Origin of the sequence: Paenibacillus glycinis, from assembly GCF_009909185.1 — a bacterium.
Classification (GTDB): Bacteria; Bacillota; Bacilli; order Paenibacillales; family Paenibacillaceae; genus Paenibacillus_Z; species Paenibacillus_Z glycinis.
In genome coordinates this window covers 234,974-260,068 of record NZ_JAAAMV010000017.1, presented here as the reverse complement: position 1 = coordinate 260,068, position 25,095 = coordinate 234,974, and the positions used below count along the sequence as shown (strand labels likewise).

Sequence of the window (25,095 nt, the reverse complement as noted above, 5' to 3'; positions counted from 1 at the left end):
TCAAACACCTCTCTTGGCCGGATCCCAAATGATTTTGTGCAGCTGCATGTTCAGCTTGACCCCCGTCAAGCCCGCAGCCAGCATTTTCTCGACAAGCCTTGCCGGCGGCATGCTCTCCCATACCGGACTGAACAGCGCGAGCGCCTCCGTCGGGTAATCGGCGAGCACCTTCACGGCATAGTCGAAATCCGCATCGCTCGCGATGACGAACTTCACCTCGTCCTGCGGACGCAGCAGCGCGAAATTCGCGTGCAGCATCGCTTCGTTCTCGCCGGAATCCGGCAGCTTGTAATCCATGATGTAACGCGCCTTATGCGAGCGGATGTCGCGCAGGAACGGCGCCAGGTCGATCGCGCCGTTCGTTTCCACGTGCACGTCCTTGATGCGGCCGATGCCGCATAGCGCTTCCAGCAAGGCAGCCGAGCGGCTGCCGTACAGCAGCGGCTCGCCGCCCGTCATGCAGATATGCTCCGCTTTGTATTTCTCTTCGACCTGCGCCGCGATCTCTTCCACCGTCATCGTGAATTCCGCTTCGGCCGGCGGATAGCTGTACTTCGTGTCGCACCAGACGCAGCGCAAATTGCAGCCGAACAAACGTACAAAAACGGTCGGAAACCCGGCACGCGTGCCTTCGCCTTCGACCGTTTCGAAAATTTCCACCATGGGCAACCGAATGGAACGCGGTTGCGGTTCCTTCAGGTCAGCCGGCATGCTCGTCCGCCTCCATGAATGCCCGCGTGACCGCCGCGTAACTGGTCGGCGTTTCCCACAAGCGGATTTCTTCGATGCGCACGTTGGGATGATGGCCTTCTTCGACCAGCGCGGCTTGAATCTGCTCGTACACCCAGACGACCATGTTCTCCGCCGTCGTGTTCATCGGCGGCAGCACCTCGTTCAAATAACGATGGTCCAGCTTATCGATGACCCGCTCCTTGGCGATCCGTTTCATATCGGCGAAATCGATCGTCAGTCCGCGCGAATCGGTCGTTCCGGACAAAATCGTTTGAAGCTTATACGTATGGCCGTGGAGGCTCTTGCATTTCCCGTCATAAAGATGCAAATGATGCGCGCTGTCAAAAGTAAACTCCTTGGAAACGAGCACCCGCCGGTTATGATAGCGAAGCTGATGCGCTTCAATATCCGTGCCGAACTGCTGGATCTGCTTCGGAATCTCGTACGTCACGTTTCACACCTTCCTCCATATGCAACTGCAATTTACGATTATAGCATAATGTCATGACGGTATCTACCGGTATCTTGCTATACCCATAATTGACCGGTCATGACGGTCACGGCTTGCCCGGTCATGAATACCCGTTCGCCGCGAACGGAGATGCGAAGCGCTCCGCCTCTGGCCGAGGCTTGATAGGCGCTCAATTCGTCCTTGCGCAGCCGACGCTGCCAGTAAGGCGCCAGCGCGCAATGGGCCGATCCGGTGACGGGATCCTCGTTGACGCCGCTCGCCGGATAGAATGCGCGGGAAACAAAGTCATAGGACGGCTCCGAACCCGCATGGCCGCGGCTCGTCACGATGATTCCGCGCGCGTCCGCCTTTGCCAGCAAGCCGAAGTCGGGCCGCAGGGTTCGGACCGTCTCCTCGCTGTCGACCTCCACGAGATAATCCATGCGATTGCACCCGGCGAAGCGCGGAATGAGGCCGAGTCCTTGAATCAGCTCCTCCGGCGCCGTGACCGGCTCGGCGATTTCCGCCGGGAAATCCAGCCTGATGCCGTCCTCCGTCTTGGCTGCGGCCAGCAAGCCGCTCAGCGTATGGAAACGCGCCTCCCGATCAACCGACAATAACCCGTTCGTCCATAAATAATGGGCGCTGGCCAGCGTCGCATGCCCGCACAGCTCCACCTCCTGCGTCGGCGTAAACCAGCGCAGCCCGTATCCGTCCTCGCCGTCAGCGCGCAAGAACGCCGTTTCCGACAAATTCATCTCCGCGGCGACCTGCTGCATCCACGCCGCGTCCCGTTCCTCCTCGAGCAAACACACCGCCGCCGGATTGCCGCGAAACGGGGCGGATGCGAACGCATCGATGATCGCGATCGCTGTCGACATCTTGCACTCCTCCTCGGTCTTCGTTCAGTTTCATGCTTTTCTTCTATCTTAAATCTTCTATCTATGTTTTTCTTCCATTGTATCATCTTCTATTCCAACTTACAGGATGCCGCGGCGTTTTCCCTGCCTTTCCGTCCTCAAAAAAAATCCAGAAAGACCCGGGACAAGCCCGAAGCATTCTGGATTGAGACGGCAATGACCGCGCTCGGCTCGCTACGCATCCGTCGCGCTTTGCGGTTACCCCTTCACGCTTCCGAGGCGGATGCCCGATACGAAATACTTCTGCAAGTACGGATAGACCATTAGCACCGGGATGACCGCGACGATCATCTGCGCGGACTTGATCGACCTGTCGTTTAATTTGGCCAGCCGCTTCGCCTCTTCCGGCGACATCGTATTGAAGTCGAATTTGATGACCATCGACTGCAGGTACGTTTGCAGCGGATAATGGCTGACCTTCATATAGATCATCCCGTCAAACCAGGCGTTCCAGTGGCCAACGATACTGAACAGCGTAATCGTCGCGATCGCCGGGAGCGAGACCGGCACGTAGATCTGCCACAGCGTCCGCCAATGGCCCGCCCCGTCGATGAAGGCCGCGTCCTCCAGCTCCGACGGCACTTCCCGGAAGAAGTTCAGCAGCAGCACGATATTGAATACGCCGACTGCGCCGGGCAGGACCAGCGACCACACCGAATCCAGCATATGAAGCTCTTTGATGAGGATGTAATTCGGAATAAGGCCGCCGTTGAACAGCATCGTGAAGAAGAAGATCCAGACGTACATCGTGCGCATCCGCAGCTTATCCCCCGTCTTCGACAGCGGGTAGGCCAGCATGATGACGAGGAGGACGTTCAAGGTCGCGCCGATCGCCACCCGTTCCAGCGTCATGCCGAAGGCATGCCAGAACGCGTCGCGCTGCAGGACGTACCGGTACGGATCAAGCGTGAAGTTAACGGGCCACAGCTTGACGAGCCCTCCCATGACGGCCGCTTTGTCGCTGAAGGACAGTGACAGAATATGAATGAACGGAATCAGGCAGACGATGCAGGTCAAAGCGAGCACGATTAGATTGAAAACGTTGAAGATCCGGGTTCCGACGGTTGCTTTCGCATGCATGCCCTCCCCCCCTTTCCCTTAAAAGAATCGATACTTGAACAGCTTGTACGCGAGATAGTACGATACCGTGATCAGCACGAAGGACACGCCCGACTTCATGAGTCCGACCCCGGCCGAGATGCTGTACTGCGATTGCAGCAACCCCAGGCGGTAGATCATCGTGTCGATAATATCGCCGGACTGGTACACCTGCGGGCTGTACAGGTTGAAGATCTGATCGAAGCCGGCATCGAAAATATTGCCCAGGCTGAGCACCATCAGGAGCACGATGATCATCCTCATGCCCGGCAGGGTGACGTGCCAGGTCTGTTTCCAGCGGTTCGCCCCGTCCACGGCCGCAGCCTCGTACAGCGTCGTATCGATGCTGGTAATGGCCGCCAAATAGATGACGCTGTTGAAGCCGAAGTTTTTCCAGACATCCGAAGCGACCATCGTGAACGGAAACCAGCTGTTCTCGCCGAGGAAGTAAACCGGACCGAGTCCGACCCAGGATAGCATCACGTTCACGAGTCCCGACGACGGGGACAGGATGTCGATCATGATCCCGCTAAGAATGATCCAGGACAGAAAATAAGGGAAATAGATGATCGTCTGCGTAACGCGCTTGAACATCACCCGCTTCACTTCGTTCAGCAGCAGGGCGAACACGATCGGCACGACCATGCCGAGGACGATTTTCATCACGGCGATCAGAATCGTGTTCCCGATGACCCTCCAGATATTGGGCATGGCGAAGATCGTGTGGAAATTATCCAAGCCCAGCCACCGTTGATCCCCGAACAATCCTTTCACCGGGTTGAATTGCTGGAATGCGATCATGATGCCCATCATGGGAATATAGGCGAAGACCAGCAGCAATACGAGACCCGGCAGCAGCATCAGATGCAGCGGAAGCTCCCGCCGGTTTCCGTATCGTTTGAACATGGGCGTTCCTTCCTTTCTTCTCGATCGCGGCAAGCGGATCGCTTCTTATTGCGGCGCGTTGACCTCTTCGACGACCTGCTTGCCGCCAAGCTTGTTCCAATTGTCCACGAATTTGTCGAAGCCGCTGTCCGCGTCTTCCTTGCCCTGAATGATGGCGGTCATCGTCGTCGCTTCCATCTCGACCATCGAGCTCCAGCTGCTGACCATCGTCGGCGTCGGCGCCCCGCTGAACGCGCTCCACAGGATGCTGTCCGGATAGGTTTGATCGACGTAGGCGAACGGCGTATCCGTCGGTCCGAACATCATGGACATGCCCACGACGCCGTCCTGCATGGACTTGTAGAAGCCCTTCGCGACGCCTTGCAATTGATCCGTCGTATTGTTCGCCAGCGCTTTCTTGATGTCTTGGTGGCCTTCAAGGTCGAGCGAAGGCATCAGCGTATGGACGGGACCGATGTTCCAGAGGGAGTCGATATCGCCGTCCGACCAGAACTTGTCGAATTGGTTCGTCTCGCCGAACATCGTGTCCACGTACACGTTCAGCATCTCGACGAGCAGCTCCGGATGCTTGAAGCTCTTGTTTACGACCAGGTAGCCGTCCGTGGCGTTTTCGAGCGGAATGTGCACGGCATTGCCGCCTTCGCTTGGCAGCGGCACCGCGACCCACTTCGCGTTCTTATCGATGTCCGAAGTTTTCTCCACGCTGTAGGCGAGCCAGTGAGGGCCGTAGAACATGCCCAGTTTCCCGGACACGGCGCTTTCCATTTCCTTCGTCTCGTCCTTCGTGCCGAATTCCTTGTCCAAGAGTCCTTCCTTGTACATCCGGGCAAGCATTTCCAGCGGCTGCTTCATCTCCGGCAGCACCGTGCCGTATTCGGCCTTGCCGGCAGCGTCCTTGGTCCAAAAATCCGGGTATGCGCCGTAGCCCCAGAACAGTCCCCGCGAAGAATACAGGATGTCTTTGTTGATGCCGAGACCGATCGTATCCGCCTTGCCGTTGCCGTCGGGATCCTGCTTGGCGAACGCCGTCGCGATGTTGTACAAGTCGTCCATCGTCTTGGGACGCTCCAGATTCAGCTTCTTCAGCCAATCCTCGCGAATCCACAGATGGCTGTAGCCGTTCGTGGAAGGCATCTTCTGCGGGATGGCGTAGATTTTTCCGCCGAACGTCACGGGGTCGAAGATGCTTTTGGTCTCGGCTTCGATGATGCTTTTGAGGAGCGGAGACGCGTATTTCTCGTAAATCGGGCCCATTTCATAGATTGCTCCGCCTTCGGCAAGCTGCTTCAAATCCGTTTTATCGTTGACGGGGAACACGTCCGGCAGATCGCCAGACGTAATGGCGAGCTTTAATTTCGTGTTGTAATCGGCGAATTGGGACATTAGTTTGTAATGCGTCACGACGTTCAGTTTTTCTTTATATAATCTGGTCCACCGGTTATCTTCCCAAGTTTCCCCCGTCTTCTTCGTCAATTTCGCCATGAACTCCGCGTTCGGATCCGCGCCGCTCCCGAATTGAATGTCGATCGGGCCTTCGGTTGCGGACGGATCGTCGGAAACGTTCGTATTCGCCGTATTCGCCGTATTGCCGTTGTCATTCCCGCAGGCCGCCGTCCCAAGGATGAGCGTCGCGGCCAGAAGCGCTGCCGCCGCATGCTTCTTGCGCATTGTGATTACCCCTTTTCCCACATGAAATTTGTTGGATTACTCTGCGTACAGCCATTCGTTCATTCCATTTGATAGCGCTGTCAAAATTGATGCCGATTCTTCGATTAGCCCCCCGCTCGCCTCCTCGAACTTGTGAATGGGATAAGCATACACCAATGTTTTTGAATATACAATAAGTATACAATAAAAATACTATTTAATTTTTAAAAAGTTTATAGACATCGAAAATGTTGGAAAGTACACATATATACTTGATTTTATATCCTTAATTTTGTATACAATAAGTATTCTAATCGAAAACATATTTGTTATTTTTCGTCCTCAACAGGGATGAAAGATTTCCTTTCGACCCTGCGATTCCCGCTCGTTGTAAAGCCTTTGTGAATGCGCTATCATCAATTGCGACACAAAATGCGTATCGATCGGAGAACATGAATGGTTACGGCTATTTCACTGAAGGAACGCGCGTGACGAAATTCGCAGGAGGACTGATCGTGGCGGAGCTTTCGCTGCAGAAGGCCGTCGATTTCTTCGATTATCGCATCGCCATCGCAGCGCATGTCGTGCGCAACCATTTTGGTGGATTAGCCGCGTCCCGGCAGCGTTCGTTCCAATCCGCGCACCTGCTGCGACGACGAAAAAAAACTGCCCGCCGGCGGCTGAAATCAGCCGCTGGCAGGGCAGTTATGTTTACGCGCTCCATTCCGGTGGACTACCTCAGTCGATCGGAATGAGCAGCTCGACCTGTTCCGCATCCAGATGTTCGTCAATGTAAAAAATTTCGAGCGAAACGGCGTTCTCGCGCTTCGAGAGCTTCTGCTCGTTCATCCAGGCCGTCAACTGCTCGTAGCCTTCGCCGATGCGTTCGTTCGTGCAGACCGCCATGGCGTAGGTCCGCTGCGGAACCGTGAACTGGACCATGCCCTTCGGCACCTGCTCCAGATGCGGGACCTCGAAGCAGGCCCAGTACGTGGCGAACACTTCGTTGCCGAAATACGGGCTGTACAGCACGGTCGTTTTCACTTCGCCCTCGATCTCGTGCTTCCTGGAGAGAAACTCACTCTGCAGATGAATGGCTTCATCCGGAAACGCGGAATAGGGACCGCAGTAGCTGATTCCAACCATATTGATCGCCGGCTTGGTAATCAAGGAGCAATTATTCATCGCGAATGACCTCCCGCATAGAATGTCAATGCTTAGGTTGACCCGAATACAGTGTACCATGACGCCCGAAGCTTTGGTATTCATTTATTGGCAATCCGGAAGGAATTCGCGCAAGCAGCAAAATACCGCATTGCCCTCGACGGACAATGCGGTACGGGATTAGCGTCTGACGGACCCGTGCGGGTCGATGACGAATTTCTTGGACGCGCCTTGATCGAACTCGCCGTAAGCCGCCGGCGCCTCGTCGAGCGAGATCAGCGTGGCGTTCACCGCTTTGGCGATCTGCGCCCGGCCGCTTAGGATCGCGCTCATCAGCTCGCGATTGTACTGCATGACCGGCGTCTGGCCCGTTACGAACGTGTGGGACTTCGCCCAGCCGAGGCCGAAGCGGATCTTGAGCGTGCCGATCTTCGCATCCTCGTCGACCGCGCCCGGGTCTCCCGTTACGTAAAGCCCCGGAATCCCGAGCCGGCCGCCGGCGCGCGTAACTTCCATGATGGAGTTCAGCACCGTCGCCGGCGCTTCGCCGTGCGCCTTGCCATGGCCGTGCGCTTCGAAGCCGACGCAGTCGACCGCGCAGTCCACCTCGGGCACGCCGAGGATTTGATCGATTTGCTCCGCGAGGTTCGCATGCTCCCGCAGGTTGACCGTCTCGCAGCCGAAGCTTCTCGCCTGCGCCAGGCGCTCGGCGTTCAAATCGCCGACGATGACGACCGACGCGCCGAGCAGCTGCGCGGAATGCGCCGCCGCCAGACCTACGGGGCCAGCTCCGGCGACGTAGACCGTCGATCCCGGCCGCACTCCCGCGCTGACCGCGCCGTGATAACCGGTCGGGAAGATGTCGGACAGCATCGTCAGATCGAGGATTTTCTCCATCGCCCGGTCTTTATCCGGAAATTTCAGCAATTGAAAGTCCGCGTAAGGAACCATGACGTACTCGGACTGCCCGCCTACCCAGCCGCCCATGTCCACATAGCCGTAGGCCGAGCCCGGACGGTCCGGATTGACGTTGGAGCAGACGTTGGTATTGCGCTCCTTGCAGTTGCGGCAGCGTCCGCAAGCGATGTTGAACGGCACGGACACGAGATCGCCTTTCTTGATGAATTCCACGTCGCGGCCGACTTCGATGACCTCGCCCGTGATCTCATGGCCGAGCACCAGCCCGCTCGGGGCGGTCGTGCGTCCGCGGACCATGTGCTGGTCGCTTCCGCAGATATTCGTCGTAACGACTTTCAAGATGACGCCATGTTCGCATTTCCGGCCAACGTTGAGCGGATTCACGCCGGGTCCGTCGCGCAAGATCAATTCCGGGTACGAAATATCGCTTACGTCGACTTTGCCGGGCTCAACATAGACTACCGCACGATTTCCTGCCATTTTGTCAGCCTCTCCTCTTAACCGTAGATTAAATGAAGACGAGCATTCACTCTCTCATTGTAATCGCTTCCAGCAGGAAATGCCATCCATTCTTTGGTCGTAAATCGCTAATCTCCGAGCCGGATCGCCTCGTAATGCTCGACCACCGGGAACGGCTCGTAGTAATGATGCAGCAGTTCGCGCCATTCCTCGTATTCCGCGGACAGCCGGAATCCGATCGTATGGTCCTCTAGCGTCTCCCACCAGACGAGCAGCAAGTATTGATGCTCCCGCTCGACGCAGCGCCGCAGCTCGTGCCGTACGTACCCCCGCATGGAAGCAATGATTGCGGACGCTTCTTTGAAGCTTTCGACGAACGAAGGGTCTAGCGCCGGTTTGACATGCAAAATCGCGGTTTCCAGGATCATCGCGCGGTACGCTCCTTTACGATGCGGGATGCCCCGGAACGTTGAAAGCCTTGATACCGGGTGCCTTGAAAGGTCAACCGGCCGTCGTCCCCTTCGACCAGCATGCCGTAGGCTTGGCCGCTCACTTCAAATTCCATGCGGTCGCCGCTCTCGACTTCGAACGTGACGAAATAATCGGTTCGCGAACGGGACGATAATTGGTCTCCGTTCGTCATGCTCGAACCGACGTCCGTTCGCTTCGCGACGATGCGGGCGTCGACCGTCAGGACCGGCTTCTTGTTGTTGGAGCTCCACTGCACGATCCCCTTGACGATGGCGAAAATAATCAATCCGAATACGAGGATAAACCCGACTGTCACGATGATCGGAACGATCGTAAACATGGGATCCGAGGGTCCGTTCATGCCCATTTGCTATCTTGCTCCTTTGCTTTCTGTTCTGTTGATGCCGCGGGCGGCTCCGATGTCCGAAGACCCGGGATCGCGGCACGGCATCGTTGGAGACCGTCACGATGTCCTTATAACCGGAAGTTGGCTTTGATCCGACGAGCGGTCTCCTCCGGGCTCAGCGTGCTATTGTCGATGCGCATATAATGCGGCCGGTCGATTTCGCCGGGAACGGAGTTCAGCCTGTGCTTGTCCAGGCTGCCGAGCAGCTCCTTCTCCGATTGCTCGACGTTTCGCTTCGTGGGCTTGTGAAGCAGGCGGTGAGGCGTCCCGTTGCGCGCGAGCCTCGTCTCCACGCCCGCCTCCAATTCGGCGAAATACACCTCGCCGCCGTCCGCTTCCACGATCTTGCAGATCCGCTCGACATAGTCCCAATCCTCCTGCATATCGAAAGCCCATACGTATGTAAAAATCAGTCCTTCCAGCCCGCTCGCCGCCGCCGATTTGAAAATTTCCATCCGAAAAAGGTCCGTCAACCGCCATGCCTCCGGGCCGAAGCCGAAGAACGGATGAAGCAGCTCGATCGTCATATGATTATGGAACAGCTTCAAGCCGGTCATCTTCTCGAGCTCTTGGCCGACCGTCATTTTCCCGACGGCTTGCGGTCCGAACAGCAGCACGAACTTCATAGTCATTCACCTCCTTGATTTGGCAGATTATACCTTCAATTGTCCCGATAAGCAATGGTTTTCCGCAAAAAAAGCACGCCAAAAAGCCAGCCCGCGCATGGACGCAGCCTGGCTTCCCTGCAATCCGTCTAGCGGTTGCAATAGGCAACGACTTCCTCGTAGGGCAAGTCGCCGCCGAAAATATCCAGCGCGCTCCCGACGGTGATGTCCAGCTTACCGCCGGTCAACGAGCGGAACAAGTCCAAATCGGCGAACGAACGCGCACCTCCGGCATAAGTCGTCGGGATGGAGACCTGCCCGGCCAGCTGCTCCACCAAGCTGCCCAAGATCCCCGTCCGCTTGCCCTCCACGTCTACGGCATGGACAAGAAATTCGTCGCAATACGCCTCCAGCTCGCGCAGGCGGGCGGCATCGACGGTGAAATTGCTGAACGTTTTCCACTGGTTCGTCACGACGACCCACTGCTCGTCCCGCTGCTTGCAGCTCAGATCGATCACGAGCCTGTCCTTGCCGACCTCGGCTACGATTCGCCGCAGGTTGTTCATGTCCAGTTCCCCGTCGCGAAAAATATACGAGGTGACGATGACATGCGAGGCGCCCGCTTCCAGGTACAGCGACGCGTTCTCCGCGCGAATTCCGCCGCCGATCTGCAGGCCGCCCGGGTAAGCGCGAAGCGCCGCCAAGGCCGCTTCCTCGTTGCCGCCGCCGAGCATGATGACATGGCCGCCCGTCAGCCCGTCCCGCTTGAACATTTCCGCGTAATGCGCGGAATCATAAGCCGATACAAAGTTTTCCACCACTTGCTTATCGCTGACGCCGAGCGTTTCGCCGACGATTTGTTTGACTTTGCCGTTATGCAGGTCGATGCAAGGTCTGAATTTCATCGCTGTCCCTCTTCTCCGGAGATGATGCCGTGCAATTCGAATAAGTCGTGAATCGTATATGCAGGCGATATTCCGTCCTGGAACGGATCCCGCCGCGGGTTATAATAGCAGAAATCCAGCTCCGCCGCACGCGCGCCCTCGTAGTCGTCCTTCAAGGAATCGCCGACGAACAAGATCTCCGAGCGCGGAACGCCGAGCGCATCGACGGCTTTGTCGAAGATCAACCGGTTCGGTTTGCCGATTCCGACTTCGTCCGAGATGAACAAGTGCGGGAAATAGTGCAGGATTCCGCCGGTTGCCAACCGTCCCCGCTGCGCTAATCCGATTCCGTTGGAGATCACGCCGAGCTCAACCCTGCCATGAAGCCGAAGCAGCAGCTCCTCGGTGCCGTTCATGAAATGGCAGGAGGAGCAGAACAGCTCCCAATACGTCGTCGCCAATTCCGCGGACACCGTACTGTCATGTCCCAATTGCGCCAGCGTATCGCGGAAGGAGTATTCGAGCACCTGAGAGATATGCAGCTGCCGCTCTCCCCGTTCGATCCAATAGGTCCAGTTAATGGGGGCGTAGACCGTCCGGAACGTCTCCCACCGAAAATCCTCGCGCTCGTGCAGCCCGTGATGGCGAATCGTCCGGCGCATCGCATCCAGCTCGCTGGCATCGTAATCGAGCAGCGTATTGTCCAGATCGAACAGGATCGCCTTGTACATCGTTATGCGGACACCCGCTTTCGGATAAATTGCAAGCACGCGAAACCGATCAGCGCGCCGACGGTGTTCAGCAGCACGTCGTCGATGTCGAAGCTGCCGCGCTGCAGCAGGAGCTGCATCGTTTCCAGCAGCAATAAGACGCAAATAAACAAGACCGTGAACGAGAAGAGCCGCATGCGGAACAAGTAAGGCACGGCGAGCCCGAACGGCGCGAATACCGCGATGTTGCCGACCATGTTCACGATCCAATATTTCAGTTGAAAGCTGTCCGCGTGCGCGAAATAAAGCTTGATCGTATGCAGCGGCATGACATTATACCGATAGCCCGGCAGATGCGGGCTCGTCCGGCCGAAGCCGATGAACATCCAATAGAGCAGCAATAAGGAATAGGCCAACGTAATAAGCGCAATCGCTTTTTTCATGGATTCCGATCTCAGCCCTCCCTGCCGGCGGCGCGCCGAGTCTCGCATGTCCGCGACCGGTCCGTCTCAGCTTCGCGGGAGAAGCCTGCTCGTCCCCCGCCAACTATAGGTATTCGGAACGGCCTCGGTTCATGCCAGATCATGGAGCTTCAATCTAGATTTCCAAGCCGACTATCCGATTCTCGCATCCGGCTTTAGACCGCGCCGGCGAGCTTCCGGCAGGCAAGAAAGTCCCCGCCTTACGTCAGCATTTTCTGGTAGCACGCCAAATCGAGCCAGCGATCGAATTTATTGGCGATTTCGATATAATGCGAGACCTGCTCGTAGCCAAGCTTCCGGAACAACGCGATGCTGCCTTCGTTTTCCGTGCAAATGGTCGCGATGAGCGAATGGAACCCGATCGACCTCGCCACTCCTTCCAGAAACGTCATCGCTTCCCTGCCGATGCCCTTGCCCGTGAATGCCGGCTCCAGGTAGATCGTCATTTCCCCGGATACGTTGAACGCGGGGCGCTTCTTATGCTGCGTCAGCATGATGTAGCCTGCATATTGTCCCTCGTACAGGACGACATAGGAACGGTACAGGTCCGAGAGCGGTTCGATCAGCTGCCTCATCTGCTCCGGCGAGTACGGATGCAAATCGAAAGAAACCGTCGTATGAACCACGAAATGATTATACGTGCCGCGGACTTGCTCCAAATATTGTTCGTTGTACGGCTCAAACGCCACTCTGTTCGACATCGCTGCACCTCATGCGCGTATTTTCTTGAACGACAAGGCGGACGGCGCTGCTCCCAGCCCCGCCCTCGTCCGATTCATGCCATCCGGGATTCCCCGGTTACTCCCAGCGTTCGATGCTGTAGACTTTGAACGCCTTGGTATCGGGATGCTGCGTAACGGTATACACCCATTCGTATTCGTTGACCGACGACTTGCCTTCCGGATAGTAAATGCCGATCTTCTCGATAATGGAAAACTTGTATTCGCCGTTGATTTTTTGAATGTTCTTGATTTGATACCGAATCAGCTTCTCCTTGATGTTCTTCCCGCTCAAACGGCGAACGAGGCCCTCTTGTTCCTTGTAAAGCGGGCCTTCCGGGTCAAGCAGCCCTTCCACGAGCGAGAAGCGGTTCTTGTTGATCGCCTCGACCATCGATTCTTCGTACGCGTTCATCACGTCGGTCGCACCCGAAGAATCCCTATAGTCAATCTGTTCGCCCGTGACGAGATCCTGCTCTTGGGATTCGTCTTTCGCCGAACAGGCACTCATCAGCACAGTCAGACTTAGCAGCATACCGAGCATCGCTGTTCTGTACATCTTCGTAATCTCCCGTCTTTATGAATTGCAGCCTTATTCTTGCGCCTGGACGGCGCGCTCATAGATCAGAATCGGTTTGCCGTCGGGAAGCACGGCGGGCTTTACCTGAACGGCGCCTTGGCTTCGCCAGAAAGCATGCGCGGGCGAATTGCCCGTCAGCACGCCCAATCGATGCGATCTGACGCCTCGCTCCCGCATCCGCGAATCGAACCAAGCCATCGCCCTGCTGCCCAAGCCTCTGCCGTGGCACTCCGCGCGAATGACGAGCAGCCCGAGCCATGTGCAGGCGTCTTTGGGATTAATCATCAGAAACTCGAGAATGCCTGCCGGCTGCTCCCCTTCGAACATCACGTAACGTTCCGCGCCGGCGGCCTCGGCCTCCAGCTGCTCCGCTTCGAGATCCTCGTCCGTCAGAAGTTCTTTATCTTTGGAAATCCGATTGAAGGCCGGATTCGTGTTTACGATGTCCCGTTCGATCGCAATGAAATCTTTCGTCGAGCGAATGAAGGATAGCTTCATGGGATGCGCCTCCTATTCTACCATGAAAACGGGATGTACATAAATGCCTTAGAAAAGCTTAATAATCGCCGCGCGCTTACCGCTCCGACCAGGACGGATTCAACAGCACCATGTGGATATGGTCCTCCCATTTGCCGCGAATGCGCAAATACTCCGGAGCAAGACCTTCGTGACGGAACCCCAGCCGTTCGACGACTTTGAGCGACGGCGCGTTTCGCGGCATGATATTGGCTTCGATGCGGTGGAGATTGAGCTCTTCGAAAGCAAAGGCCACGACATGCGAGAGCGCTTCCGTCATATAACCCTTGTTATGCTGCCCCGCGTCCATCCGGTAGCCGAGATGGCAGGATTGGAACGCGCCGCGCACGATATTGCTGAGCGATACCGTGCCGATAATATCGCCGTCCGGGTCTTCTGCCGCCGTCAGCCAGAATCGGACACTGTGCCCGTATTCCATGCTGACCGTTTCCTGCCGGATCAGATTCCGCTGCGTCTCCGGCGTATAGTAGTCATCGTCGCGGTCCGGCTCCCATTCGGCAAGCGCTTCCCGATTCCGCTTGACAAAATCAAGCACGCGTTCGGTGCAGGATTCATCGATGACCCGGAGAATCAGGCGCTTGGTGACGATTCTTAGCCGGCGCAGTTCATGAACGGAAATCATGCGGGTCCCTCCGATCTTAATCCTTAAGTAAGTATAACGTTCAACAACGAGTATATGCCGAATCCGATCAGCAGCAGTCCGGACAACCGGTCGACCCAGCGCATGGCGGCGGCGTGCAAAGTTTTCCGGGCGGCGCCGACGATTAAGCTGAGACACAGCCACCAAGCCGCCGAACCGGCGAAGACGCTCAAGACAAGCACCGCCAAACCGGAGGAAGACGCCTCCATCGCGTTCAGTCCGGCGAAAATGCCGAGAAACGACAGAATCGTCATGGGATTGGCGAGCGTCAGGAAGAACTTCGTCAAGTACGCTCCCGCGAGGCTGCCGCTTCGTCCCGCTTCCGCGCTTCGGTCCCCGCCGGAACGGAACGATCGAAGGCCGAGATAACAAAGAAACAAGCCGCCTAGAAGCGCAACGATACTTTGCAGCGCAACCATCCTTGCGATCACGGCCCCGAATCCGAATGCCGCGACAAACCCGTATATTCCGTCGGCGGACGCCGCCCCGAGCCCGGAAGCCAGCCCGAATCTCCGGCCTTGATTCAATGTGCGCCTCATGCACAGAATGCCGATCGGGCCGACGGGCGCCGCGATCGACAAGCCGATCAGCATGCCTTTTATCACGATCATCTCGATATTCCTCAGTTCTCCGTTATGTGCGGCGCATCCCCGATTCGGAGCAGCCGGGGGGCAGCGCGGACAATCGCCGCGTCCGGTTATTCCGGCGATGCGCGAAAGCAGCCTTCCGCTGGCGCCGCTAGGCGATCTTTCCCCCGAAAACGTATCCCGTACGGCCGACCCGTTCCTCGGACATTTGACGGCATGCAGTTGCCCAAATCTTGCGCAGGCGGGCTGATGTCCAATCCGCTCTCCGCGAATTTCATACAATACCTTATACCGAGTGCCGAGCATCACAACAAGGCGAACTTGCAAGCGGCGCCGGAAATACCTTTAAGGGAGGCATTTGCATGTCCGGTGTGTTGGGAGGAAGTTTTGCTGGCGTAATTCTGGTACTGTTCATTCTGCTGGTCATCATATCCCGCGGAGTTCTGATCTAATCGATTGCTCTAGCCGATAATGACAAAACCGTCGAGGGTGCGCCTTCGACGGTTTTTCATTTGGACCGGAGGGAAGCGCGATGCCTTTCCTTCCGGAGATGCAATCTGGCGCGGCTGCTCAAGACCAAGCAAACTCTTGGAGGGCGTGCGCCACGCCGTCTTCTTCGTTGGAACGCGTCAGCACGTCGGCCGCCGACTTCACGGCTTCCGGCGAATTCGCCACTGCCACGCCGAGCCCCGCGAACGTGAGCATGCCCACATCGTTGAAGTAATTCCCGATTGCCATGACGCGGCTCTGATCGATGCCCCGCAACTGCGCCAGCTGCCGCAGCGCCGTACCCTTGCTGGCATCCCTATGCTGCACGTCGATGAAATAATCGCCGCTGCGGATGTGCTGCAGGCCGTGCGACCAAGTGTTCCATTCCGCTTCGACGCGGTCCAGGTCCGCAATGCCGCCGAAGAGCGTGAACTTGACGAGACCCTCCGGAAGCGGCTCGCTCGGATCGCGCAGCACCGGACTGGCCCCATAGAGACGGTACATCTCCTCCGCTTCCGGCGTGATTCCCTCGATCAGCATCTCGAACGGCGTGTTGATATCGAAATGCATCCCCGCCCGCAGGCAATATTCCCTGAATCGCACGATCTCCGCAGGATCGATGCTGTATTGGTGCAGCACCTCGCGGCGCGCGGAATCGACCGTGGCGGCGCCGTTATGCGTAATCATCGTGCCCGCGAGCCCAAGCTCGTCCAGAACGGGCAGCGCGTTGACGGGCCCCCTGCCCGTGCAGAGCACGATCTCCGCCCCGCGCCGATGCGCCTCGCGCACGGCCTCTCTCACGACCGGCGTCAAGACATGCCCGTCCGTCAGCAGCGTTCCGTCAATATCCAGCGCGATCAAATCATAGTTGATGGTTCCCATTTGCCTGCCGTCTCTCCTCGTTAATCAATCGTTTGCCTGCTTTGCGGCGGCGTGCACCGCGAGCAGCGCGTCCAATTCCGATTCCGTAAGCGGCCGGTAGTCGCCGAGCTTCAGCTTCGGATCGAGCGCAAGCGGCCCCATGGATACGCGCTTCAAGTACAGCACCTTTTTGCCGACCGCCTCGAACATTCGTTTGACCTGATGAAATTTCCCTTCGTGAATCGTCAGCGTGACCCGGCTGAAAACGCCGTCCTCCCGCTGCTCCTTCTCGCCGACGATCAGCTCCGCGGGCAGCGTCTCGTAGTCGTCGTCCAGCTTCACGCCTTGCTTGAACGCTTGTTGGTCGCCGCCGTCCACGTCGCCGTGGACAAGCGCCACGTACGTCTTCGGGACATGCTTGCGCGGCGACAGCAGATCATGCGCCAGCTTGCCGTCGTTCGTCAGCAGCAGCAGCCCTTCCGTGTCCTTGTCCAGCCGGCCGACCGGAAACGGCTGCAGCACCCGGTCCTCGGGGTCCAATAAATCGATGACCGTGCGGTCCCGCGCGTCTTCCGTCGCCGACACGACGCCTTGCGGTTTGTTCAGCATCACGTAGATCGTCTCGCGGTAGACGACGACCTCGTCATCGAATCGCACGGCCGCCGCTTCCGGATCCAGCGTCATGCCGAAATCCTTGGCCGTCTTGCCGTCGACCGTCACCCGTCCTTGCTTTACCGCGCGCCTCATCTCGCTTCTCGTGCCGAATCCCATATTCGCAAGCAGCTTGTCCAGCCGCATCCGTTTTGCCATGATCACCATTCAGCTCCCATAATGCCTCGGTCCTTCGCGCAGGCGAAGTCCTGTTCCCATTGTATAATAAAGCACGGCCTTAACCAACCCAAATCCTGCTTTCGGCCCGAAATGAGTCCGCGCCGCGCCCGATGACAAAAGCCGCCGATCGCATCCCGGTCCCTCAGCGGGTGACCGAAATGCGATCGGCGGCTTGCCTGCGCGAGCAGTCCCTCGTGCTCGCGATCAATCGCCGTGATGCAGGCGCTGCGACGGCGGAATCACCGCAAGAGCGTCCGCTAGCGATTGCAGCACAGCGTCCTTCACGATCAGACGGAATGCCCGGAACGCGGGCGGCTTCGCGGGTTCGTCGGACGAAGTCGAACGCTCCATATGCGCGCGAAGCAGAGACAAGCACCTAGCCATATCGGCGCGGAGCTGCCTCAAATCCAGTCCCATCGCAACCTCGGGGTAAACCGACAGTTTGTTCTCCGCTTGGACGAACAGCTTCACCGCGCCGGAGTAATTATCGTTGCGCCAATGATGCAGACCGACCGCCGCTTGCAGCAATCCTTGATAGAGGGCGCTGCGGCCTTCTTCGAGCCACAGCTCTTCCATCGCCTCGTGGCATTCGAAGTAATCCTCGTCGACGTTGAACAGCACGATGAAATGGACGAACTTCGCGTCGTACGGATGCGCCGACGCCACTTACGACGTTCCGCCCTTCTTCGCGCGGAGGATCGCCGCCTTGATCTCGTCGGACAGCACGCGGATCGCGAACGCGTCTTCCTTCTCCCACAACTCGTTGAACCGCAATTGGAACTGCACCGCTTCGCGGACGCGATTGAAGAAATACAACTCCTGTATGTCGCTCAGCACGCTCGAGAACATGTTCGATTTCTCTTCGAAGTCGCGCTGGGCGTCCAGGATCTCGTTGCGGATGCTCGACATCTCCGTGTCCAGCAGCGAAGCCGCTTCGGCCGCTTTCTTCAACCGGTCCCGCACGTCCTCCGGCAGGCTTTCCTTATATTTATAGTTCAACGAATGCTCGATCGTCGCCCAGAAGTTCATCGCCAGCGTCCGAATTTGGATTTCCGCCAGCACGTGCTTGAGCCCGATCGCCGTTTGAACCGGATATTCGATGATCATATGGTAGCTTCGGTAACCGCTGTCCTTGAAATTCGTAATGTAGTCCTTCTCGTAGACCAGCTTCAGGTCTTTGCGCGAACGCATCAGCGCCGCGACCCGGTGGATATCGTCCACGAACTGGCACATGATGCGGATCCCCGCTATGTCCTCGATGCCGGTATCGATTTTCTCCATCGGCACCGACAGCCGTTTCGCTTTCTCCAATATGCTCGAAATCTTCTTGACCCGCCCAGTCACGAACTCGATCGGCGCGTAGGCTTCCCGATTCTTCAGCTCCGTTCGAAGCGTCTTCAGCTTGACCTTCAATTCTTCCACTGCCTGCTCATATGGCTGCAAAAATAGTCCCCAGTCTCTTCCGTCCATCCGGCCGCCTCCTGTCTAAGACCGATGATCTGCTCCAATGGCCTCCACGATCGATGTGTATCCGTCCTTGCGCAATAGTGCCTTCAGTCCCTCCGTCAGCTCGCGGAGAAGCTCCGGCCCTCTATAGATGAGCGCGGTATAAATTTCTACAAGACTTGCACCCGCGCGAATTTTATCGTATGCATCCGATGCCGTAAAGATGCCGCCCGATCCAATAATGGGCAGCCGTCCGCCGGTCATGCGGTAGACCTCGCGCACGATTTCCGTCGAACGCTCCCGCAGCGGTTTGCCGCTCAAGCCGCCGGTTTCCTTGGCGTTCGGATGCTGCAGGCCGTCGCGGCTGATCGTCGTATTGGTCGCGATGATGCCGTTCACGCCGCTCGCCACGATCGTCTCGACGGTGTAAGCGAGTTGCTCGCTCGTCATGTCCGGCGCGATTTTGACGAGCACGGGCTTGCGGCCCGCGCCGGTCGCGGCAGCCAGGGCATGCATCTCTTCCATGACCGTCGACAACAGCAGCTTCAGCTCGTCCCCGTGCTGAAGGGCTCGCAGATCCGGCGTATTCGGCGAACTGATGTTGACGACGAAGAAATCGCCGTATGTATAGAGTTTCTGCAGGCAAGCGCGGTAATCCTCGTGCGCGAGCTCGTTCGGCGTCGTTTTGTTCTTCCCGATGTTGACGGCGACCGGGATCCGGCGCCGGGTATCGCGGGCGAGCCGCTCCGCCATGGCGTCCGCGCCGTCGTTGTTGAAGCCCATGCGATTCACGAGCGCCTCGTCGCTCGGCAGCCGGAACAGCCGCGGCAGGTCGTTGCCGGCTTGTCCCTTCGGCGTGACCGTGCCGACCTCAGCAAAGCCGAAGCCGATATTCGCGAACATGCCGATCGACTTCGCGTTCTTGTCCAATCCCGCCGCCAGGCCGACCGGATGCGGGAAGCGCAGGCCGAACAGCTCCGACTCGAGCGCCTTCGATTCCGGCACGCCGTACATCGCGCGCATCATCGCGGGAAGTCCCGGAACCAGGCTTGCCGTATGGAGCCCGTCGATCACCATGTGATGCGCTTTCTCCGCGTCCATGCGGAAAAAATACGGCTTGGCAATTTTCGTGTACAACAATGAAACTCACTCCGTTCTTCGTGTTAGCTCTACCGAACAGTTTAACGCGTCGGACACGAAAAAGAAAGAGTTGCCGCCTCTTTCGCCCCGCCCGCGCGGCCCGGCGCCGCGAGACAAACAGTTGTCTCCGCGGTGGAAAACGATTACAATACAAACATATTCCCATTTCAAGCGAGAGAAAGGTTGATCCGCGTGAGCCAAGCGAAAAAGAAGCCGCCGATTAAGAAATCCACTGAGAAAGAACAAATCAATAAGAAAGCGCTCGTTTGGATCGGATCGATTTTCGTCTTGATCGTTATCGTCATAGCCGTTCTTCTTATTACCGACAAGTAGGTTTTTCGATTAGTCTAGCCATTTGTAAACCACAGCGGGGTTCGTCTCGTTCTCGGCCGGCTGCAAGCGGAAACGCTTTGCGATCGGCGCGGGAGTATCGGGAAGGACGCCGCTTTTTATCGTGACCTTCGTGCCGAGCGGCACCAGATCGTACAGTTCCTCGAGATCCTTCCGGTTCATCCGGACGCAGCCATGCGACTCGTCCTTGCCGACGCTGGATGGATCGTTCGTGCCGTGGATCGCATACAGCGTGTCCGACAACGTCATGCCTCGGCTGCCGAATTCGCTGTCGTCCCTCCCGTTCGGATTGCGCACCTTCTCGCTGATGACGAAGCTTCCGGACGGCGTCTTGTCCCCTCCGAGTCCGACCGTATAGCTGCGGACGATCACGTCTCCGCTGACGACGGCCAGCTGATGGTTGTCCTTGTCGACGAGGATCGAGAGCGGCTCCTGCGGGAGCGTCGTCTCTTCGGACGAAGCGGCCGGGCTGCTCCCCGCTTGTCCGTTATTCGATTGCCCGGCAGCGCCATGCGGTTCGCTATCGCGCGGGTTCCCGGAGCCGTTCGGAGCGGACGCCTCCGCCTTCATCGATCGCAGCAGCGGCGCGAACAGCTTCTCCATCGTTTTGCTGCTGCCTGAGATCATGTTATCGGGGTAAGGCCGCACCAAGTCGGCCAGCTCGTCCGGCCAAGCCTTCCGGCTTTCCCGGTAATGCGCGATCGCGCTCGCCAGCGTCCACCGCTGCTCCTGCTCCTCGCTCCATGCCGCGTACGTTGTCCGCGCTTCCGCAGACGCGTCCGGCCGGCAGTCGCAAGCCTTGGCATCCAGCAAGCTGACGACGGAGCTGCCTTTGCCTTTCTTGGCCGTTTGGGCCAGCAGACGCGTAGCGCCCGTCCATTTGCGCCATTTCCCGCTCTGCTCCAGGGCGGCGGCCAGCCCTTTACCGGCCTCGCCGACATCGCCTTGCAGCAGCGCGCCGAGCGCTCTGCCGAGCATCGCTCCATCGCCGCCGGCCGGCTTTACGACGACGACCTTCAAGCCGCTCGCGGGCGCCGGAGCGTCGGCGGAATCCGCGGCGCGCGAAGGCTGCTCCGCCGCCGGATCGGCCGCCTCGTCGGAATTGCCCGGCGAGATGAGGAGCATTAGCGCAAGCAATCCAAGCAGCGCCGCGGACGTCCGAAGCGCCGTCATGCGCATTCCGCGTTTGCGGTTCCAGGCGGCGATCATTTGCTTCGGTTCATTCGCCAGCGGATGCTGCTTGCGCTCGTACGCATCGTAGATGCTGCCGGATTGGAGGAAGCAATAATTCGCCTTCGCTTCCTTGCCTTCCAACATATATCGCTTGCCCAGCAGATACCAGGCCATGCGGTTATCGGGATGATTTTGGACATAGCGCTTCAAATAGTTCATATCGTCCTGCGTTTCCATCTGCGACCTCCTGCTTTCGGAATCCGGTAGCTACTATATCGGCAGATGGACCGTCCGGATAATATCCGTACGGGATTTTTTTCGCATTTCTTTGCAAGCGTCGGTCGCGCGACCGGTCCCCGGCTCCAGGGCAACACGAAAAATCCCATCCCCCGGGCAAGCGGGAAATGGGATTTGAGTGCGCTTTATTCGTATTAGTTATTGAAAGGCGCGTCCGCGATTTTGATGGAGTCCGTCGGGCAGCCGTCTGCCGCGTCTTGCAGATCATCGTACAAATCTTCAGGGATCTCGGTGTTGCCGTGGTTACCGTCGCTGCCGAAAATAACTTCCGCCAAACCTTCATCGTCGTAGTCGTAGATGTCAGGTGCCGTTGCTCCGCAAGCTCCGCAGGCAATACACGTATCTTTCTCAACCCATGTAAACTTCGACATCGTGGTTTCCCTCCTATTAATTGTAAGCGCAGCACTTACGTTAGTATTTTGTTAAGCATACAACCCTCAATCATCACTATATAACATATGCTCGTCCCTTTGCAAGGATGTCCCCCTAATTCGTTTGTTGCGGATCAAGGCCGACGGATCGTCCCCGAGCATGCCTGCCGTAAGCACCGCGTCCTCGCCGAATTTGTCTCTCAGCATATCCATCGTTCGCGTAAGCGCCTCTTTCTTCGGCTGCTCGCTATAGTTGAATAGGTCCAGCTGAACCGCGGTGTCCGCCAGCAGGGACAGGTTCTGCAGCGTGATGCCGAGCAGGCGCGCCGGCTCGCCCCGCTTCCAATGCTTATCGAACAGCTTGCACGCTTCCCGGTGAATATCCGACGCGGAATCCGTGGGAACGGGGAGCGTGACCGAACGGCTGATCGTCGACATGTCCGGCCGGCGGATGACGATCTGAATAGTCGACGCCATCATCTTCTGATGCCGCATTCTTCGTCCGGTCTGATCCGCGAGGTTCAGCAAGATCCGGTGCGCTTCTTCCCGTTCGGTGACGTCCTTCGGCAGCGTCGTCGTGTGCCCGATGGATTTGTTGAGTCCCCGTTCGGCATTGACGGGGGCGTAGTCGTAGCCGTGCGAGGCCGCCTTCATCCAGGAGCCGACGACGCCGAAATGCTTCACGAGCATCGTCTCCTCGGCGGCGGCCAATTGGCCGATCGTCCGGATGTTGAGCTTGACGAGCTTCTCCGCCGTTTTGCGTCCAATGCCGAACAGCGTATCGCACGGCTTATGCCACAGCAGCTCGGGAACGTCGCGGATGCGCAGCACCGTGAAGCCGTTCGGCTTCTGCATGTCGGACGCCATCTTGGCAAGCAGCTTGTTCGGGGCGACGCCGATGGAGCAGGGCAAGTTCCACTCCGTCCGGATCCGCTCCTGGATGTCGCGCGCGATCTGCAGCGGTTCCCCGAACGCGGACGACCCGGTGATGTCCAGGTAGCATTCATCGATCGAGACGGCTTCGACCAACGGCGTGTATTGTCTCGCGATCGACATGAAGCCACGCGAATAGGCGCGGTACAGATTGAAATCGGGCCGGATCATCAGCATATCCGGACAGCGCTGCAGTCCTTCCCGCACCGTCATGCCCGTCTTGACGCCATGCGCGCGGGCCGCGTAAGAAGACGTCACGATGATGCCCCGTCGCTGCTCGACGCTCCCGGCCACGGCCGAGGGCTTTCCTTTATATCGTTCGGGCTCCTCCGCTTCATGGACGGAGCAATAGAAGGCGTTCATATCCAAATGAAGAATGACACGGCTTTTGGGAGACGCCGCTACCCGCTCTTTCGTCATCGCTCGCGATCACCCTTCCTTGGCAATAGCCGATCATATGATCGTATTTTCAGCATACCAATCGGCTGCCCCGAACGTCAACTTCAAGCTATGCGCCTAATCGGCCCACGTTTACGCACCGCCTTTCTAATGCTATAATAAAAAATTATGACTGCGAATGAAAAACGGTTACAAGGAAGGGGGCTTCTGCATTCATGGGAAATACGATCTCCATATTCGATACGACGCTTCGCGACGGCACGCAAGGAGAAGGCATCAGTCTTTCCGCGGAAGATAAAGTCAAAATCGCCCAGAGGCTCGATTTGTTAGGCGTTCATTATATTGAAGGCGGAAATCCCGGCAGCAACAGCAAGGATATCGAATTCTTCCAGCGCGTGAAAGGTTTAAAGCTGAATGCCAAGCTGACCGCGTTCGGCAGCACGAGACGCAAGAACAGCCTCGCCGAACAGGACAGCAGCCTGTTGCGGATCGTGGAATCCGGCGTTCCGGCCGCGACGCTCGTCGGCAAGTCGTGGGATTTCCATGTACATACCGCGCTGCAGACGACCTTGGAAGAGAATTTGTCGATGATCTACGATTCCTTCGCTTTCCTGAAGCGCCAGGGCGTCGAAGCGATTTTCGACGCGGAGCATTTCTTCGACGGGTACAAGCATAATCCGGACTACGCCCTTGCCGTGCTGCGCAAGGCGCAAGACGCCGGCGCCGATTGGATCGTCCTGTGCGACACCAACGGCGGTACGCTGCCTCACGAGATCCATGCCATCGTATCGCGCATGGCTTCCGAGCTCAGCGCGCCGATCGGCATCCACACGCATAACGATTGCGAGCTTGCCGTCGCCAACACGTTGGCCGCGGTACAAGCCGGCGCCCGCCAAGTGCAGGGCACGATCAACGGCTACGGCGAGCGCTGCGGCAACGCTAACCTGTGCTCGATCATCCCGACGCTTCAATTGAAGATGGACCATCGCTGCATCAGCGACGACCAACTCCAATCGCTGACCAAGACGGCCCGTTATATCAGCGAAATCGCGAACGTGCACATGCCGGTTGCCCAGCCTTACGTCGGCAATGCCGCATTCGCCCACAAAGGCGGGATTCACGTCTCCGCGATCATGAAGGATTCCAAGACCTACGAGCATATCCAGCCGGAGCTCGTCGGCAACAAGCAGCGCATCCTCGTCTCCGAGCTTGCCGGCCAGAGCAACATCATCTCCAAGGCGCAGGAGCTCGGTCTGGATATTAACGCCAATAACGACAAGACGAAACGGATCATGGAGAAAATCAAGGATCTGGAGCATCAAGGCTATCAATTCGAAGGCGCGGACGCGTCGCTCGAGCTGCTGCTTCGCGAGGCGTTCGGCGAGATGAAGGAAATCTTCAAGCTGGAATCGCTCAAGATGCTCGTCGAGAAAACGAACGGCAGCGGCATGAACGCCGAAGCGATCGTCAAAGTCAACGTGGACGGACAAACCATCTACATGGCGGCGGAAGGAAACGGCCCGGTCAACGCGCTCAACAACGCGCTTCGCAAGGCGCTGGAGCAGTTCTATCCGAGCATCAACGATTTCCACTTGTCCGATTATAAAGTTCGGGTCATCGACGAGAAGGACGCGACGGCGGCCAAGGTCCGCGTGCTCATGGAATCGACCGATTTCAAAAGCACCTGGAACACGGTGGGCGTATCCAGCAACGTCATCGAAGCGAGCTGGGAAGCGCTGGTCGACAGCATTCGCTACGCGCTGCTGACGAAATCCAAGATCGATTCGCACGACGAGCCCCGCGAGCAGTTCGGGCTGCTCAATCATTAAGTCGCGCTCGTACGCGCAAAAAAGCCGGAAGCTGAGAAGCTTCCGGCTTTTTTGTTGCA

General features: G+C 57.7%; 30 protein-coding genes. 3 read left to right on the top strand and 27 right to left on the bottom strand.

The genetic code is table 11. The features are described from left to right. The 6 genes from GT019_RS19235 to GT019_RS19210 form a co-directional block, all read right to left on the bottom strand. On the bottom strand, nt 1-711 hold the full coding sequence (locus GT019_RS19235) for a 7-carboxy-7-deazaguanine synthase QueE (RefSeq protein WP_161744795.1): 711 nt from the start codon (nt 709-711) through the stop codon (nt 1-3). After that, entirely contained in the window at nt 701-1,183 is a 483-nt protein-coding gene (gene queD / locus GT019_RS19230; RefSeq protein ID WP_161744794.1) for a 6-carboxytetrahydropterin synthase QueD, read from the bottom strand. The genes GT019_RS19235 and queD overlap by 11 nt, the downstream gene beginning before the upstream one ends. A gap of 77 nt (nt 1,184-1,260) precedes the next feature. Further along, the gene (locus GT019_RS19225) at nt 1,261-2,064 is read right to left on the bottom strand and encodes a PhzF family phenazine biosynthesis protein (RefSeq protein WP_161744793.1); all 804 of its coding nucleotides are present in this window, start codon (nt 2,062-2,064) and stop codon (nt 1,261-1,263) included. Nucleotides 2,065-2,301: 237 nt separating this feature from the next. After that, the gene (locus GT019_RS19220) at nt 2,302-3,183 is read right to left on the bottom strand and encodes a carbohydrate ABC transporter permease (protein ID WP_161744792.1); all 882 of its coding nucleotides are present in this window, start codon (nt 3,181-3,183) and stop codon (nt 2,302-2,304) included. A gap of 18 nt (nt 3,184-3,201) precedes the next feature. Continuing rightward, nucleotides 3,202-4,107, bottom strand: a complete 906-nt coding sequence (locus GT019_RS19215) for an ABC transporter permease (RefSeq protein WP_161744791.1) — start codon at nt 4,105-4,107, stop codon at nt 3,202-3,204. Nucleotides 4,108-4,152: 45 nt separating this feature from the next. Then, nucleotides 4,153-5,775, bottom strand: a complete 1,623-nt coding sequence (locus GT019_RS19210; RefSeq protein ID WP_161744790.1) for a type 2 periplasmic-binding domain-containing protein — start codon at nt 5,773-5,775, stop codon at nt 4,153-4,155. Nucleotides 5,776-6,206: 431 nt separating this feature from the next. On the opposite strand from GT019_RS19210, the gene GT019_RS19205 reads away from it, so the two are divergent. Further along, nucleotides 6,207-6,509, top strand: coding sequence for a hypothetical protein (locus tag GT019_RS19205; RefSeq protein ID WP_161744789.1), 303 nt, complete (start codon nt 6,207-6,209; stop codon nt 6,507-6,509). Here the strand turns inward: GT019_RS19205 and GT019_RS19200 are convergent. From GT019_RS19200 to GT019_RS19115, 18 genes are all read right to left on the bottom strand, one after another. Beyond that, a complete protein-coding gene (locus GT019_RS19200; RefSeq protein WP_161744788.1) occupies nt 6,493-6,939 on the bottom strand; it encodes a GyrI-like domain-containing protein in 447 nt (148 codons plus the stop codon). The genes GT019_RS19205 and GT019_RS19200 overlap by 17 nt on opposite strands. Before the next feature lie 159 nt (nt 6,940-7,098). Next, nucleotides 7,099-8,316 carry a formaldehyde dehydrogenase, glutathione-independent gene (gene fdhA, locus GT019_RS19195; protein ID WP_161744787.1) on the bottom strand — a complete coding sequence of 406 codons (1,218 nt, stop codon included), beginning with the start codon at nt 8,314-8,316 and terminating at the stop codon, nt 7,099-7,101. A 107-nt stretch (nt 8,317-8,423) separates the two neighbouring features. Continuing rightward, nucleotides 8,424-8,723, bottom strand: a complete 300-nt coding sequence (locus tag GT019_RS19190) for an antibiotic biosynthesis monooxygenase family protein (RefSeq protein ID WP_161744786.1) — start codon at nt 8,721-8,723, stop codon at nt 8,424-8,426. After that, nucleotides 8,720-9,133, bottom strand: coding sequence for a DUF2500 domain-containing protein (locus tag GT019_RS19185; RefSeq protein WP_328803997.1), 414 nt, complete (start codon nt 9,131-9,133; stop codon nt 8,720-8,722). The genes GT019_RS19190 and GT019_RS19185 overlap by 4 nt, the downstream gene beginning before the upstream one ends. A 107-nt stretch (nt 9,134-9,240) precedes the next feature. Beyond that, the gene (locus GT019_RS19180; RefSeq protein ID WP_161744785.1) at nt 9,241-9,798 is read right to left on the bottom strand and encodes a DEAD/DEAH box helicase family protein; all 558 of its coding nucleotides are present in this window, start codon (nt 9,796-9,798) and stop codon (nt 9,241-9,243) included. 128 nt (nt 9,799-9,926) lie between these two features. Further along, nucleotides 9,927-10,682 carry a phosphoribosylformimino-5-aminoimidazole carboxamide ribotide isomerase gene (gene hisA, locus GT019_RS19175; protein ID WP_161744784.1) on the bottom strand — a complete coding sequence of 252 codons (756 nt, stop codon included), beginning with the start codon at nt 10,680-10,682 and terminating at the stop codon, nt 9,927-9,929. After that, nucleotides 10,679-11,392: an HAD family hydrolase gene (locus tag GT019_RS19170; protein WP_161744783.1), complete on the bottom strand. Its 714-nt coding sequence runs from the start codon at nt 11,390-11,392 to the stop codon at nt 10,679-10,681. The genes hisA and GT019_RS19170 overlap by 4 nt, the downstream gene beginning before the upstream one ends. A 2-nt stretch (nt 11,393-11,394) precedes the next feature. After that, on the bottom strand, nt 11,395-11,814 hold the full coding sequence (locus GT019_RS19165; protein ID WP_161744782.1) for a VanZ family protein: 420 nt from the start codon (nt 11,812-11,814) through the stop codon (nt 11,395-11,397). Between the two features lie 239 nt (nt 11,815-12,053). Beyond that, a complete protein-coding gene (locus tag GT019_RS19160) occupies nt 12,054-12,554 on the bottom strand; it encodes a GNAT family N-acetyltransferase (protein WP_161744781.1) in 501 nt (166 codons plus the stop codon). Between the two features lie 97 nt (nt 12,555-12,651). Next, nucleotides 12,652-13,131, bottom strand: a complete 480-nt coding sequence (locus GT019_RS19155) for a TcaA NTF2-like domain-containing protein (RefSeq protein ID WP_161744780.1) — start codon at nt 13,129-13,131, stop codon at nt 12,652-12,654. A gap of 33 nt (nt 13,132-13,164) precedes the next feature. Next, on the bottom strand, nt 13,165-13,650 hold the full coding sequence (locus GT019_RS19150) for a GNAT family N-acetyltransferase (RefSeq protein WP_161744779.1): 486 nt from the start codon (nt 13,648-13,650) through the stop codon (nt 13,165-13,167). Between the two features lie 76 nt (nt 13,651-13,726). Beyond that, on the bottom strand, nt 13,727-14,311 hold the full coding sequence (locus tag GT019_RS19145) for a GNAT family N-acetyltransferase (RefSeq protein WP_161744778.1): 585 nt from the start codon (nt 14,309-14,311) through the stop codon (nt 13,727-13,729). Nucleotides 14,312-14,334: 23 nt separating this feature from the next. Next, nucleotides 14,335-14,940, bottom strand: coding sequence for a LysE family translocator (locus GT019_RS19140; RefSeq protein WP_161744777.1), 606 nt, complete (start codon nt 14,938-14,940; stop codon nt 14,335-14,337). Nucleotides 14,941-15,486: 546 nt separating this feature from the next. After that, nucleotides 15,487-16,287, bottom strand: coding sequence for a Cof-type HAD-IIB family hydrolase (locus tag GT019_RS19135; protein ID WP_201755461.1), 801 nt, complete (start codon nt 16,285-16,287; stop codon nt 15,487-15,489). Between the two features lie 24 nt (nt 16,288-16,311). Next, nucleotides 16,312-17,076, bottom strand: a complete 765-nt coding sequence (locus GT019_RS19130; protein WP_161744776.1) for a pseudouridine synthase — start codon at nt 17,074-17,076, stop codon at nt 16,312-16,314. 225 nt (nt 17,077-17,301) lie between these two features. After that, nucleotides 17,302-17,763, bottom strand: a complete 462-nt coding sequence (locus GT019_RS19125; protein ID WP_328803995.1) for a DUF309 domain-containing protein — start codon at nt 17,761-17,763, stop codon at nt 17,302-17,304. Further along, complete coding sequence (locus tag GT019_RS19120; RefSeq protein ID WP_161744775.1) at nt 17,764-18,567, bottom strand: GTP pyrophosphokinase; 804 nt, start codon at nt 18,565-18,567, stop codon at nt 17,764-17,766. It lies immediately after the preceding gene. Between the two features lie 15 nt (nt 18,568-18,582). Then, nucleotides 18,583-19,683, bottom strand: a complete 1,101-nt coding sequence (locus GT019_RS19115) for a quinone-dependent dihydroorotate dehydrogenase (protein ID WP_161744774.1) — start codon at nt 19,681-19,683, stop codon at nt 18,583-18,585. A gap of 192 nt (nt 19,684-19,875) precedes the next feature. Between GT019_RS19115 and GT019_RS31610 the strand changes: the two genes are divergently transcribed. Further along, nucleotides 19,876-20,016, top strand: a complete 141-nt coding sequence (locus GT019_RS31610) for a hypothetical protein (RefSeq protein WP_201755471.1) — start codon at nt 19,876-19,878, stop codon at nt 20,014-20,016. A gap of 9 nt (nt 20,017-20,025) precedes the next feature. On the opposite strand, the gene GT019_RS19110 is transcribed toward GT019_RS31610, so the two are convergent. The 3 genes from GT019_RS19110 to GT019_RS19100 all read right to left on the bottom strand — a co-directional run bounded on the left by GT019_RS19110 (nt 20,026) and on the right by GT019_RS19100 (nt 23,228). After that, the gene (locus GT019_RS19110; protein ID WP_161744773.1) at nt 20,026-21,444 is read right to left on the bottom strand and encodes a L,D-transpeptidase; all 1,419 of its coding nucleotides are present in this window, start codon (nt 21,442-21,444) and stop codon (nt 20,026-20,028) included. A 194-nt stretch (nt 21,445-21,638) separates the two neighbouring features. After that, the gene (locus tag GT019_RS19105) at nt 21,639-21,875 is read right to left on the bottom strand and encodes a ferredoxin (protein ID WP_161744772.1); all 237 of its coding nucleotides are present in this window, start codon (nt 21,873-21,875) and stop codon (nt 21,639-21,641) included. A gap of 66 nt (nt 21,876-21,941) precedes the next feature. Next, a complete protein-coding gene (locus GT019_RS19100) occupies nt 21,942-23,228 on the bottom strand; it encodes a DNA polymerase IV (RefSeq protein ID WP_161744771.1) in 1,287 nt (428 codons plus the stop codon). A gap of 194 nt (nt 23,229-23,422) precedes the next feature. Between GT019_RS19100 and cimA the strand changes: the two genes are divergently transcribed. Further along, nucleotides 23,423-25,036, top strand: coding sequence for a citramalate synthase (gene cimA / locus GT019_RS19095; RefSeq protein WP_161744770.1), 1,614 nt, complete (start codon nt 23,423-23,425; stop codon nt 25,034-25,036). Nucleotides 25,037-25,095 lie beyond the last annotated feature (59 nt).